The organism is Gilliamella sp. B2889, from assembly GCF_026536885.1.
Classification (GTDB): Bacteria; Pseudomonadota; Gammaproteobacteria; order Enterobacterales; family Orbaceae; genus Gilliamella; species Gilliamella apicola_E.
Genome location: NZ_JAFNNF010000004.1, coordinates 90,766 through 104,752, shown reverse-complemented (window position 1 = coordinate 104,752; position 13,987 = coordinate 90,766). Strand labels below are relative to the sequence as shown.

General features: G+C 36.4%; 14 protein-coding genes. 9 read left to right on the top strand and 5 right to left on the bottom strand.

Features of this window, described 5'->3' with window-relative positions; genetic code table 11:
• Positions 1-57: 57 nt before the first annotated feature.
• The 5 genes from J3U09_RS07475 to J3U09_RS07455 all read left to right on the top strand — a co-directional run bounded on the left by J3U09_RS07475 (position 58) and on the right by J3U09_RS07455 (position 4,649).
• Positions 58-1,101, top strand: a complete 1,044-nt coding sequence (locus tag J3U09_RS07475; RefSeq protein ID WP_065734966.1) for an alcohol dehydrogenase catalytic domain-containing protein — start codon at positions 58-60, stop codon at positions 1,099-1,101.
• A gap of 93 nt (positions 1,102-1,194) precedes the next feature.
• Positions 1,195-1,968, top strand: coding sequence for a DeoR/GlpR family DNA-binding transcription regulator (locus J3U09_RS07470; RefSeq protein WP_065734965.1), 774 nt, complete (start codon positions 1,195-1,197; stop codon positions 1,966-1,968).
• A 203-nt stretch (positions 1,969-2,171) separates the two neighbouring features.
• The gene (gene lacC, locus J3U09_RS07465; protein WP_267357706.1) at positions 2,172-3,110 is read left to right on the top strand and encodes a tagatose-6-phosphate kinase; all 939 of its coding nucleotides are present in this window, start codon (positions 2,172-2,174) and stop codon (positions 3,108-3,110) included.
• Positions 3,111-3,130: 20 nt separating this feature from the next.
• Positions 3,131-3,985, top strand: coding sequence for a tagatose bisphosphate family class II aldolase (locus J3U09_RS07460; protein ID WP_220225300.1), 855 nt, complete (start codon positions 3,131-3,133; stop codon positions 3,983-3,985).
• A 1-nt stretch (position 3,986) separates the two neighbouring features.
• A complete protein-coding gene (locus J3U09_RS07455) occupies positions 3,987-4,649 on the top strand; it encodes an HAD-IA family hydrolase (RefSeq protein ID WP_267357705.1) in 663 nt (220 codons plus the stop codon).
• A gap of 119 nt (positions 4,650-4,768) precedes the next feature.
• On the opposite strand, the gene J3U09_RS07450 is transcribed toward J3U09_RS07455, so the two are convergent.
• From J3U09_RS07450 to J3U09_RS07435, 4 genes are all read right to left on the bottom strand, one after another.
• Positions 4,769-4,945: a hypothetical protein gene (locus J3U09_RS07450; protein ID WP_176713967.1), complete on the bottom strand. Its 177-nt coding sequence runs from the start codon at positions 4,943-4,945 to the stop codon at positions 4,769-4,771.
• Between the two features lie 78 nt (positions 4,946-5,023).
• Positions 5,024-6,193, bottom strand: coding sequence for an ABC transporter permease (locus J3U09_RS07445; RefSeq protein WP_267330558.1), 1,170 nt, complete (start codon positions 6,191-6,193; stop codon positions 5,024-5,026).
• Complete coding sequence (locus tag J3U09_RS07440; RefSeq protein WP_065562926.1) at positions 6,190-7,326, bottom strand: HlyD family secretion protein; 1,137 nt, start codon at positions 7,324-7,326, stop codon at positions 6,190-6,192. The genes J3U09_RS07445 and J3U09_RS07440 overlap by 4 nt, the downstream gene beginning before the upstream one ends.
• A 58-nt stretch (positions 7,327-7,384) precedes the next feature.
• Positions 7,385-7,882: a MarR family winged helix-turn-helix transcriptional regulator gene (locus tag J3U09_RS07435; RefSeq protein ID WP_065562925.1), complete on the bottom strand. Its 498-nt coding sequence runs from the start codon at positions 7,880-7,882 to the stop codon at positions 7,385-7,387.
• A gap of 278 nt (positions 7,883-8,160) precedes the next feature.
• Here J3U09_RS07435 and nirB point away from each other — a divergent pair, with 278 nt between their 5' ends.
• From nirB to cysG, 4 genes are all read left to right on the top strand, one after another.
• Positions 8,161-10,683 (top strand): nitrite reductase large subunit NirB, encoded by a 2,523-nt coding sequence (gene nirB, locus J3U09_RS07430; RefSeq protein ID WP_267357703.1) that lies wholly within the window; start codon positions 8,161-8,163, stop codon positions 10,681-10,683.
• Positions 10,684-10,686: 3 nt separating this feature from the next.
• On the top strand, positions 10,687-11,019 hold the full coding sequence (gene nirD / locus J3U09_RS07425; protein WP_065562923.1) for a nitrite reductase small subunit NirD: 333 nt from the start codon (positions 10,687-10,689) through the stop codon (positions 11,017-11,019).
• A gap of 22 nt (positions 11,020-11,041) precedes the next feature.
• A complete protein-coding gene (gene nirC, locus J3U09_RS07420) occupies positions 11,042-11,809 on the top strand; it encodes a nitrite transporter NirC (protein WP_267357702.1) in 768 nt (255 codons plus the stop codon).
• Between the two features lie 111 nt (positions 11,810-11,920).
• Positions 11,921-13,294: a siroheme synthase CysG gene (gene cysG / locus J3U09_RS07415; RefSeq protein WP_267353603.1), complete on the top strand. Its 1,374-nt coding sequence runs from the start codon at positions 11,921-11,923 to the stop codon at positions 13,292-13,294.
• 37 nt (positions 13,295-13,331) lie between these two features.
• On the opposite strand, the gene narL is transcribed toward cysG, so the two are convergent.
• On the bottom strand, positions 13,332-13,985 hold the full coding sequence (narL, locus tag J3U09_RS07410) for a two-component system response regulator NarL (protein ID WP_065562920.1): 654 nt from the start codon (positions 13,983-13,985) through the stop codon (positions 13,332-13,334).
• Between the last annotated feature and the right edge of the window lie 2 nt (positions 13,986-13,987).

Genomic DNA, 13,987 nt, shown 5'->3' with positions numbered 1-13,987 from the left:
TTAAACCAGTGGACGTTAGAACAGCAACCTATTTGATTATTAACATAGGAAAATAATATGAAAGCAGTCGTTGTTAATGATGAGGGGACTTTATCTGTAGAAGATATTGAGATGCCCAAAATCACTTCACCAGATCAAATTCTGGTGAAAGTGGCGTATTGCGGGTTATGTGGTTCTGATATTCCACGCATTTTTCATCATGGTGCACATTTTTACCCAATCACACTTGGCCATGAATTTAGTGGCACGGTTGTCGAAATGGGCAGCGATGTGACAGAGTTTGAGATTGGTGATCTGATCTCTTGTGTACCTTTATTGCCTTGTTTTAAATGTGATGAGTGTCAAAAACATTACTATTCACTTTGTAAACATTACACCTTCGTTGGCTCAAGAATTACTGGCGGATTGGCACAGTATATCGTCATAAATAAGAGAAACGCCTTTAAGTTACCGAAAAGTGTAAGCCCTATCGAAGGGGCATTTTTTGAGCCAATGACTGTTGGGATGCATGCACTGTTATTGGCTGACGGTTGTCAAAATAAGAATGTGGTGATTGTTGGTGGCGGTACCATTGGTTTGCTTGCTATGCAGTGCGCCAAAGCGATGGGAGCTAAATTTGTTGCGGTATTAGATATTAATCAAGAGCGTTTAGATCTGGCTAAAAAGCTAGGTGCTGATGCGGTTTATCACTCTAAAAATATGACAGCTTCGGCGATCTATGAAGCACTGATGCCACATCGATTTGATCAGGTGGTATTAGAAACCGCCGGCACACCAGCGACAGTAAGCTTAGCCATTGAAATAGCTGGCGCTAGAGCCAAAGTCGGTTTGATTGGCACATTGCATCATGATGTGACTCTTTCAGAAAAAACATTCGGGATGATTTTACGAAAAGAGCTTGAGATCTTAGGAAGCTGGATGAATTACTCTGCACCATGGCCTGGCAAAGAGTGGCAACTCGTTAGTCAGTTTTTTGTTGACGGTAAAATCAGGTTAGATGAGCTAATTGCAGGGGTGGGTGATTTTAATGAATTTACTCAACAAGTTAGTGCATTAAACGGTCATCCAATGAACGGTAAAATTTTATTAAATTGCATTTAATTATCTGATTTAGATCAGCTATTAAAAATGAGCGCTTATCTTTTGATTTTGTTTGTTATACACTGCTGAAGAATTTTCGAAAAAGGAAATATTATGAATGCAAGTGAAAGACGTCAACAAATAGTCGAACTTATTAATGCGAAAGGAACTGTTTTGGTTAGTGATTTATCAGGACAATATGATGTTTCGGAAGTGACAATCAGAACAGATCTTCGTTTGCTGGAAAAACAAGGTGTTTTGACTCGATTCCATGGCGGGGCAACCAAAATCATGAGTAAAGGCGATTTAAAATCATTTAAAGAATTGCAATTAGAAGAACGTTATCAGCGTTTTATAGAGGCTAAAAAACGTATTGCAATTGAAGCAGTTAAACATGTCAAAGAGGGTGATACCATTATTTTAGATAGTGGTAGTACTACAATGTTGATAGCTGAAGAGTTAGTAAAACTCAAGCATATCACTGTCATTACCAACAGCCTTACTTCTGCATTTATTTTGTCGGATAACAGTGACATTATGTTATTTATGTGTGGTGGTACGCTGAGGCATAAGACTCGTTCTTTTCATGGAAAAATTGCGGAGCAATCGTTAGACGGCATTTCTGCTGATATTTTGTTTGTTGGTGCAGATGGAATAGATGCAAAAAGAGGAATAACAACGTTTAACGAAGGCTACACTATCAGTAGTGTGATGGCTAATGCGGCAAGGCAGGTTATTGCAGTTTTAGATTCATCAAAATTTGGACGAAATGGCATTAATATCGTATTACCACTTAATAAACTAAGTACCATTATTACCGATACTGATGTCGATAACAGTTATAAACAACAATTTGAAGAAAAAGGCATTGATTTTATAGCTGTTTAAATTTTGACTGGTGATTGTGTATCTTTTTGAATAAAGCTTAAAAGATTTTTTAGCTAAATAGTTGATTTTATATAGTTAACGTAATAATGACAATGGATTGTTGTTGGCTATTATGTTGATTAATATTATTAAACTAATTTAATTGTTTAAGCTTGTTATTTCTCCCAACGATATGATTTTGCAATCAATATGTAGGCGAGAATATGATATTAACAATTACCATGAATCCTTCTGTGGATATCTCTTATCCACTCAATACACTCCATATTAATGACATTAATCGTGTTACAAATGTTAAAAAAACCGCCGGTGGTAAAGGGCTAAATGTCACACGAGGTGTGAAATTTTCGGGCATCAATGTGTTAGCCTCAGGTATTGTTGGCGGTACAACCGGCCAGTATATTCAAAAACAGTTAGATAGTGACAATATCCATTACCATTTTTATGTTACTAAACATGAATCACGTAATTGTATTGCGATATTACATGAAGGTAATCAAACCGAAATTCTAGAATCTGGGCCAACACTCGAACAAAAAGAGGTGGATGCCTTTTTAGCGCACTATCAAAAGTTAGTGGATAAAGCCAAGGTAATGACCATTTCAGGATCTCTACCACAAGGTTTCTCGGTTGATTTTTATGCCACATTAATTCAAATCGCCAATAAAAAAGGCATTCCTGTTTTACTAGATTCCTCCGGCAAAATGTTATTAGCTACGTTGGTCTCTGAACATAAACCTTACTTAATTAAGCCGAATAAAGATGAATTACAACAAATAATTCAGATGGATATTGATGTTAATGATACTGCTTCGTTGATTAAGGCGGTTGATCATCCACTGCTGAATGCAATCCCTTTTATCATCATTTCACTGGGTAAAAATGGAGCTTTTGCTCGTTGTCATCAGCAATATTATCAAGTTTCAATTCCTAAAATTGATGTTGTCAATCCGGTTGGGTCTGGCGATGTGACGTTAGCGGGTCTTGCAGTAAGCATTCATGAAAACGAATCGATAGAAACCATGCTCAAAAGGGCGATGACGATGGGCATGTTAAATGCCATGGAATCGCAAACCGGCTTTGTGAATATGCACAATTATGATGATTATTTCCAACAAGTTATTGTTAACCAAATTTATTAAATATTAATTAAGGAGTTATTATGTATCTTATTTCAAGTCAAGAGATGTTAAAAAAAGCGCAACGTGAAAATTATGCTGTTCCGGCATTTAATATTCACAACCTTGAAACAATTCAAGTTGTGGTTGATACCGCAAAACAGTTGCAGTCTCCGGTTATATTAGCCGCGACCCCCGGCACTTATCGTTATGCCGGAACAGAGTATTTAATCAACATTTGTAAAACAGCGGCCCAAATTAAACATTTCCCGTTTGCTTTGCATCTTGATCACCATGAAGATGTCGATGATATTCAAGCCAAAATTGCCGGCGGTATTCGCTCGGTTATGATCGATGCTTCACATCATCCCTTTGAAGAAAATATTGACATTGTGCGTAAAATGGTCGAATTTAGTCATAAATTTAATGCCAGTGTTGAAGCTGAATTAGGGCGTCTGGGTGGACAAGAAGACGATCTTGTTGTGGATGATAAAGACAGCGCCTTTACTGATCCGGATGCGGCAAGGGAATATGTCGAGCGAACAGGCATCGATTCTTTAGCGGTGGCAATTGGATCGGCTCATGGTATGTATAAAGGTGAGCCTAAATTGGATTTTGATCGATTAGCCAAAATACGCGATAAAGTTGCGATTCCTCTGGTGTTGCATGGCGCTTCAGGAATACCTGAAGCAATGGTGAAAAAATCGATTTCATTAGGTATCTGTAAAGTGAATGTGGCAACTGAATTAAAAATTGCTTTTTCAGATGCGTTGAAACAATACTTTCAAGCTCAACCGGATGCTAACGATCCAAGGCACTACATGCAACCGGCTAAACTGGCAATGGCGAAAATTGTGGAAGATAAAATTCGTATTTGTGGAAGTGCAGGTAAACTATAATATGAAAGCTAAAGGTATTTTGTTTGATTTAGATGGTACTTTGGTTAACTCTCTACCAGCAGTTGAGCGCTGCTGGTTGAAATTTGCTCAGCGGCATCATTTAGATGCCACTAAGGTATTAACAACCATTCATGGGCGTAAAGCTATCGATAATATTAAGCTGTTTTTACCTGATCAGCCCACTAGTTTGATTGAGCAAGAATATCATTGGATGGAGCAATTAGAGTCAAATGATGTACAAGGGATTGATGAAATACCGGGCGCAAGCGATTTTCTGCAGCTATTATCATCAATGAATATCCCTTGGGGGATTGTCACTTCCGGCACTAAAATTGTGGCTGAAGCAAGATTTAGTTTGCTACAGGTTGCTAAACCGTCGGTATTTATCACCGGCGAAATGGTGGCTAACACCAAACCAGCTCCAGACGGCTATTTGCAAGGCGCAAAACTGTTAAATTTAGCCGCCAGTTCGTGTATTGTTTTTGAAGATTCCGCTGCGGGCATTGAGTCAGCAAATAAGGCTAATTGTCAGGTGATTGGTGTCAATATGTCTAATTTGATTAATCATCATGCCCAGCTAACTATCGATAACTTTAATGATCTGATTGTTGAAAAAATCACAGGTAGCGATCAATTCATTATTAATAAAAAAACGTTTTGCTAATAGGATAACACCCGGCAACCTGCTTTTGCTCCACACAAGCGCAATCTATTTAACCGTCTTTAGATTGAAAGCATACAAAATTTAGCATAAATTTATGCATACTTTCAATCAGATAAAGGTTATTGCGTTGCCTTACTCATCGCTTGTTTAAAGGTTGAAAAAGTACAAAAGCCCTGCATGTTAATTGGGAAATTCCCCATTTCTAACGTCACTTTAGGTGGTGGGTTTCGCCGGTTTAATTTGGTTAAATGACGAATTTGAACGGTGGATTGATAAAAATATTCAATTTTCATCATCACTGGTCGCTTGGAATAATAGTAAAGAAGAAAGTTATTGAACCGCGGAAGCGTTTCAATAACTTATGTATGAATAAATTAATTAATTTGCGTTTGATTGTCTGGTTTTTTCAAGCGATTAACAAACATCATCACGATAAAAGCAATAACGGTTAAATAAATAATAAATATCCCATATGTTGATAACATATCGACAAATGAGCGTCCTCGTATACCTATATCGCGGAAAAAGCGGAAGAGCCAAACTAATGGAAATGCGTGGCTGACATAAAATGCCCAGATTGGCATAATGCCTACCGCCATGGTTGAGCCACCCATAATGAATCCTGGTGGAACAAGGAAAATCATTCTGCTAGCACCTTCACCTGGATGATTGGTATTCCAAGATAATAAGAAGCCTAACCAGCCAAAAGCGAGTCCAGTCATAAATACACTAGGTACAAAAACAAAGTAATTACCATCAAAACGTAATTGTCCAAATAAAACCAGTATTGCAGTAATTAAAGTTAAAGCAGTGGTATAAAATAGGGCATAAGGCACGGTTCTCGCTAATAGTGGTATAAAACCACGTTCTATTACGGTATTCCACATCCCCATTGTTTTTAATCGGCCAATTATCATTAATGATGTTAATCCATACGTTAATGACGAGAAGAAGTAAACGAAATAGATTATAGTGGATATTGTTGATGAACTAGACGGATTAAACATGGTCCTAGTTTTTAATTGCATTGGTGATAAGGTTGCTTCAGTTGCTTCTCTTCCAAGTCCTAATGCTGCAACTTTGCCAACGCTCAATTCAGCACCCGATTCAGGAATGATTTCATTAAGACTTTGCATTACCTTGGCATTTTGTGCGTCATTTGAATCATCAGCAAAATAACCTAACTTAACGGTTTGATCCCCTTTTTTTAGAGACTTTTCAAGTCCTTTAGGAATATATAACACTCCTAAATTACGGTCGTGTGATACTAATGTAATTGGATTTATTGGTGAGCGAATTACTTCTGTTATTTCAATAAATGGTGAAGTATTTACTTTACTGATTAATTCAGTTGAGTAATTGGAACCATCAAGATCAATAACAGCAATTTTTCCTTCAAAAACTGAACCATGGCTTAGCACAATTGAAAAAACAAGTGATACGATAGCAGCTAAACCTAAGCACACTTTATAATATGGAATGAAGTGGCCTGATAACATAGCATCAAGCTCTTCAAGCATAGATTTAATGATGTTTTGCATCATTGATCAACCTCAATTGTCATACCAGTTAATAAATGCGGTATAGGTTCTATATAAATTCTGACTTGATAAGATGTTAAATCTGCCTGTCCTCGTTCCCGAGTCATTCGTAAATCAGCAAATGAAGGCGCCGCTGTTGCAAAACGGACAGTTCCTTTTACTGTTTTGTCCAGAGCAATCACATTAGCTTTTACTTTAGTTTCAGGTTGATAATCATTAACCATTTTTTCGTTAACATAGATGTCAACATATTTACGGTCTGTTTCTAACAATACTGCTGGTGCGCCAGCAGGCACCATTTCACCATCTTCAAACATTAGTTTTAGTACTTTTCCATCTTCTGGTGCAACTAATGTAAGGCGGCTATAATTTACTTTCAGTTGCTTTAAATCAGCTTCGGCTTGTGCGAGTTGAGCACGGATTTGAGCAAGCTGATTTTGGCGATTTTGCAGTTTTTGTCTAGCAATAGTAATCGACTGCAATGTCATTCCCGTTGCATTTCTAGTTTGTTCAAACTGGGTGATTTGCTCAGGTGATGCACCAATCATCAATGTTGATAATTGACTTTCAATCTGTACAACTTGCATTTTTGAATTAATGTAGGCATTGCGTGCAGCATCAAGTTGTGATTGTGAAGAGCCTCCAGTTTTTCTTAATTGAGTATGACGTTGAAATTCAGTATTAGCTAAGTCTCGAGAAGATATTGCAGCTTCTAAGTTCGCTTTAACTTCTTCTATTTTCCGCCACGTTGATAATTCATTGAGGTTAGTTTCATTTTCAGTGATTTCGATTGCTGCTTGTTCTTGATTAACTGCGGCTGTTTGACTATCAACTAGCGCTTGTAAGCGATCTATTGATAGCTGCGTATCAGTATCTTCAAGTTGCATTAATGGATCGCCTTTTTTTACAAATTGTGATTCTTGGACAAACCGTTTAATGACTTTGCCACCTACATTTTGAAATGCAACATTGATTTCATCAGCAGTTAATACGCCTGATTTGATACTTTTAGCAACAGTTACTGCATCGTTCCTTGAACCAAGACAAATCAATGTTGATCCAATTAGAAGTAGCAATAAAAATATAGCAGGAATTTTAATGTTTTTTGGTAAATCTAAGTTTAGTTTATTTTTCATTTATTTAGTCAGCTAAGTATATTGTTAAAATATCATGATTTTTAGTGATTAAAAGCAATTATTTACGTAATAATTTACGTAACATTGCAATTAAAGATTCCTGCTCTTGTGCATTTAAAACCTGAGCAAAAGCACGAATCGATTTTAAGTGATTAGGTAGCGCTTTTTGTATAAGATTTACACCAGTTGTGGTGAGCCTGATTAGTCGAGAACGACCATCTTCCCCACTTTTCGTCATTGATATTAAAGGATCTTGCGCAGCTAACATCCGTTTAACCATTACTGAGACAGTTGCAGGAGTGACGCCAACTTTCAATGCTAGCTCGCTAGCGCAGGTTTCACCTTCACTATACAAAGACATTAGCAATGCAAATTTTCCTTCAGAAACATCATAATCTTTTGCAAGTTGTGCATAAATATTAGAACGAATTAAATCGGCAGTAGTAATTAAACTTAGGACCAGATCAACGCCTGAAACCTCGATAATTTCATCATTAAAACTTTGTGCTTTTGCTAAAGTTTCGCGCGAAGGAAGTATTCTTGAGTTGTAATTCAATTGCTTTACCTAATTTATTTAGTCGGCTAATTATACTGGTTTGTCCTAAATTGGCAATTGTTTTTTTACTTTAGTTTGAGAGGTTGATCTCATTAATTTGTTAATTTTCATTGATATTTAGTTAGTCAAGAATGATAACTTATTGTTTTAAAGCTTATTATTTAATCTACTACTAAAGTGGTAATCCTTGAGGGTAATTATATTCTATTTAAAGTTCCTTAAAATATCGTATAGATGAAAATTAAATAATTGAATTAAAAATAAATTTGGAGCTTTTTATGAGTAAAACCAATCTCGTTATTATAGGCAATGGGATGGTTGGACATCGTTTTGTCGAAGAAATTATCGAAAAAATGCAGTCTGATAATTTTAAAATTACCATCTTTTGCCAAGAACCAAGAGTAGCTTACGATCGTGTTCATCTTTCTTCCTATTTTTCAGGCCATACTGCAGAAGCACTGTCTTTAGTTCGGGAAGGCTTGTACCAAGAAAATGATATTAATATTTTACTTAATGAACGGGTTATTTTGATTAATCGCCAACGTAAAGAGGTGCATTCACAAACTGGGCGTATTGTTTCTTATGATAAGTTGATTATTGCAACGGGCTCTTATCCATGGGTTCCTCCAATTAAAGGTGCTGAAGGGGCGAATTGTTTTGTTTATCGTACCATTGAAGATCTCGATGCGATTCGTGATTGTGCTAGTAATTGTAAAATAGGTGCAGTTGTCGGTGGTGGTTTACTTGGACTTGAAGCTGCTGGTGCATTGAAAAACTTAGGAGTTGAAACTCATGTTGTCGAATTTGCTCCAGTCTTAATGTCAGAGCAACTTGATGCAATGGGTGGTGATCAACTGCGTAGAAAAATCGAAGAGATGGGAGTTGGAGTTCATACAAGCAAAAATACTCAAGAAATTATTCATACCCCATCAGGTAAAGTTATGCAATTTTCTGATGGTTCATCACTTGAAATTGATTTTATTGTTTTTTCAACTGGCATCCGTCCCAATGACCAATTAGCTAAAGCGTGTGAATTAGATATTGGACCTAGAGGAGGTATCGTTATTAACGATTATTGCCAAACTTCAGATCCGGATATTTATGCCATAGGTGAATGCGCCTGTTGGCAAGGTAAAGTTTACGGTTTAGTTGCACCTGGTTACAAAATGGCACAAGTTGCCTTAGCACATTTAATCGGTGAAAGCGCTAAATTTGAAGGTGCCGATATGAGTGCTAAACTCAAATTAATGGGAGTCGACGTTGGTAGTATTGGTGATGCAAAGGCTAAAACAATAGCTAGCAGAAGCTATGTTTATTTAGATGAAAGTGTACCAGTTTATAAAAAGTTAGTGGTATCTAATGATAATAAAAAACTATTAGGTGCTGTTTTAGTTGGTGATACATCTGATTATAGTAACTTGCTGCAACTGATGCTTAATGATATGGATTTACCTGAACATCCTGATTCTCTAATTTTACCATCACATGCAGGTGCTAAGCCTGCATTAGGCGCTGACGCATTACCTGATAGTGCACAAATATGTTCTTGTTTTGATGTGACAAAGGCAAAAATTGTTCAAGCTATTCATGCTGGTTGTCATACTGTTGCTGCAATTAAAGCTGAAACTAAAGCGGGTAGTGGTTGTGGTGGTTGTATACCACTAGTAACGCAAATCCTTAATTTGGAATTAGCGAAACAAGGTATTGAAGTAAGCCATGCACTTTGTGAGCATTTTAAATATTCTCGGCAAGAGCTTTTTCACTTAATTCGTGTTGAAGGATTAACTTCCTTTGATGAAGTGATAAAAAAACATGGTGCCGGCTATGGCTGTGAAGTTTGTAAACCAACAGTTGGCTCTATATTAGCTTCATGTTGGAATAATTATATTCTTAAACCAGATCTTGTACCGTTACAAGATAGTAATGATATCTTTTTAGGTAATATTCAAAAAAATGGTACTTATTCAATTATTCCTCGTAGTGCTGGTGGTGAAATTACTCCAGAAGGATTGATTGCGGTTGGTCAGATTGCTAAGAAATACAATCTCTATTCAAAAATTACTGGTTCACAACGTATAGCGTTGTTTGGTGCGCAAAAAGATGATCTTCCTGCTATCTGGAAAGAGCTGATTGATGCTGGTTTTGAGAGTGGTCACGCTTACGCTAAGGCATTACGTATGGCAAAAACTTGCGTAGGTAGCACTTGGTGTCGGTTTGGGGTAGGAGATAGTGTTAGTTTAGGTGTCGAATTAGAAAACCGCTATAAAGGTATTCGAGCGCCTCATAAATTCAAACTTGGTGTTTCAGGTTGTACCCGTGAATGTGCCGAAGCTCAGGGTAAGGATATTGGCGTTATTGCAACTGAAAAAGGTTGGAATCTTTATGTTTGTGGTAATGGTGGTATGAAACCTCGTCATGCCGATCTTTTAGCTGCAGATTTAGATCGAGAAACCCTTATTCGCTACCTAGACCGTTTCCTTATGTTCTATATTCGTACAGCGGATAAATTACAACGGACTTCTGTCTGGTTTGAAAACCTTGAGGGGGGGATCGAATATTTGCGTAGTGTCATTATTGATGACAAATTAGGTATCAATGACGAACTTGAAAAAGAGATGGCTCGTATTCGTAAGCTTTTTGTTTGTGAATGGAAAGAAACTGTTAATAATCCAGAAGCACAAATCCGGTTTGCTCATTTTATTAATAGTCCTAAACGAGACGATAATGTTCAGTTTGTACCTGAGCGACAACAACATCGTCCCGCCACCCTTGAAGAACGTCAAGTTATGTCAGGAGAGTAGATTATGAGTCAATGGGTAACTATCTGTAAAATTGAAGATATTTTTCCTGAAACAGGAGTTTGTGCTTTAGTTGGTAAAGAGCATGTCGCTGTTTTTCGTCCTTTTCATTCTGACGAGCTTTATGCGATTAGTAATATTGATCCTTTTGCTAATGCTAGTGTGCTTTCTAGGGGGATTATTTGTGAGCATGAAAATGAATTATGGGTTGCTAGTCCTCTGAAAAAACAACGCTTTCGTTTAAAAGATGGTTATTGTTTTGAAGATGCAAGTTATTCCATCGCACACTATGAGGTCAAAATTGATAATGATGGATTTGTTAAAGTTAAATTTAACTAATAAATAAAAATAGGAATAATAAATGTATACAGAAACAATTAATAAATGTGCTGTTAATGCAGCACGTATTGTTAAATTAGCTAAAACCAATCCTATAGGGTTTTGGCTAAGTTCTGCTATGGCTGGTGCTTATGTTGGTCTGGGTATCATATTAATTTTTACGCTGGGTAATTTGCTTGATGCATCAGTTAGACCTTTAGTTATGGGAGCAACATTTGGAATTGCATTAACTTTAGTTGTTATAGCAGGCTCGGAGTTATTTACTGGGCATACCATGTTTTTAACATTTGGTGTTCAAGCTAAAAAGATTACACACTTTCAAATGTGGTGGGTATTACCACAAACGTGGCTAGGCAATTTACTAGGATCTATTTTTGTCGCTGCTTTATTTTATTGGGCGGCAAGCCCATTATTGGCAACAGATACTTCCCTTATACATACTGCGGCATTAGCAAAAACATCCACTCCCGCAAAGGCTCTATTTTTTCGTGGAATTTTATGTAATTGGTTAGTTTGTTTAGCTATTTGGATGGCAAATCGAGTTGAAGGTTCAGCCAAATTTATTGCTATATGGTGGTGTTTATTGGCATTTATTGCTTGTGGGTATGAGCATAGTGTTGCTAATATGACGTTATTTTCTCTTTCTTGGTTTGGAAATCATACTGATGCCTATACTTTAGGTGGTATTGGGCATAACTTGTTATGGGTTTCATTGGGTAATTTAGTATCTGGAGCACTGTTTATGGGCTTAGGATATTGGTTTTCAACACCTAAAGCAGATCGACCTTAATCATTATTGAATAAGGTTGTAATTGTTTAGCTTACTGTTTTTAAGAATTATTGGATTATTAACAGTAAATTTTTTAGATCAATAAGATATTAATGGTTGTTTTTAAAGTCTATGGATTATTTACCTTTATTTTGTAAATTAGAAAACCGTGATTGCTTATTAGTTGGTGGTGGGGAAATAGCCGAGCGTAAAGCTCGGTTATTGCTTGAAGCTGGCGCAAATTTAACTGTCAATGCTCTTGAATTTACTCAGCAATTTGTCTGTTGGCAAGAACAAAAACAATTGGTTTTAATACAAGGTGAATTTGATACACAACTACTCGATAATAAATGGTTAGTTATTGCTGCAACAGATTGTCAACAAACCAATCAGCAAGTCAGTATAGAATCAGAAAAGCGACGTATTTTTTGCAATATCGTTGATTCACCTAAAGGTGCTAGTTTTATTATGCCTTCTATTATTGATCGCTCTCCAATAATGGTTGCGATATCTTCAGAAGGTCATGCTCCTGTATTGGCACGGTTATTACGTGAAAAATTAGAAGCGATTTTACCGCAAAATATTGGAAAACTAGCGAAATATGCTGGTTATTTACGTAATAAAGTAAAAGCAACTTATCAAAGCATGACTGAACGTAGAAGATTCTGGGAAAAGCTATTTACACATGATAGGTTAGCTCAAGCTATAGCTAATAATGATTCAGAAAAAGTTGAAATGTTAACTAATGAATTATTTGAAGAGCCAGTTGATTATCGAGGTGAAGTGGTTTTAGTTGGTGCCGGTCCGGGTGACCCAGGGTTGTTGACATTAAAAGCTCTTCAACAAATTCAACAAGCCGATATTATTGTTTACGATCGATTAGTATCCGATGAAATAATGAATTTAGCTCGACGAGATGCTCAGCGAATTTTTGTCGGTAAGCGGCCTGGTTTTCATTGTGTGCCACAAGAACAAATTAACCAAATATTACTTGAGCAAGCCCAAAAAGGGTTGCGAGTAGTAAGACTTAAAGGTGGTGACCCCTTCATTTTTGGTCGAGGCGGAGAGGAGCTTGAAACACTATTTGATGCTAATATTCCTTTTTCGTTAGTACCAGGAATTACAGCTGCTTCAGGATGCTCAGCTTATAGTGGAATACCATTAACTCATCGTGATTATGCTCATAGTGTTCGTTTAATTACGGGGCATTTGAAAGATGGCTCGCATTTGGATTGGCAAAGTTTAGCTGCTGAAAAACAGACTCTCGTTTTTTATATGGGGTTATCACAAGCAGAAAATATTAAAACACAATTAATTAAACATGGTATGGATAGTAATATACCTGTGGCTATAGTAGAAGAAGGTACAAAAGCCAATCAGAAAGTTGTAGAGGGATTGTTATGTGATCTTACTCAACTTGCATTACATGCTTGTAGTCCTAGTTTAATTATTATTGGACGTGTAGTTGCATTACGCAAAAAGTTAAATTGGTTTTCTAAACTTTAATGTTAGATAAAGTGGAGAATGGCATAATTAGTACTAGCTATTCTTTACTTTGTAAATACCATACAGTCATTTCCATTCTAGATTTAAAATTTAGTTTTTTAAATATACTTTTTATATGGACTTTTACTGTGTTTTCGACAATATCTAACTCTTTCGCTATTAATTTATTTGATAATCCTTGAACTAATAAATTAAATATTTCTCGTTCTCTTGGTGTGAGTAAATTAATATTATGGGACTGACTTGTAGTCGTGCCTCCACCATGACGCATATAATCAAGAATAATAGGTGAAATTGCTTCATCCATGGTGATTTTGCCTTCAGAAATATCTATTAATGCTTTCAGAAGGTTTTCCGGTTCCATATCTTTTAATAAATAGCCATCAGCACCGGTTTTGATAGCAGTAATGATATCTTCTTTTGCATCTGATACAGTAAATATAATGATTCGCGCAGAAATATTTTTTTCTCGTAAATAACGCAAGATTTCTAATCCATTCACATCATTCATATTGATATCTAATAAAATAATGTCTGGATCAAGTGTTTCTGCAAGCATAACCCCTTCTAAGCCAGAGCCTGTTTCACCGATAACCTCAAAATTATTGATTGTTTTTATAAGCTGCTTAACCCCATTTCTTAACATGGGATGATCATCAATAAGTAATATTGAACTTTTAACTTGTTCCATTT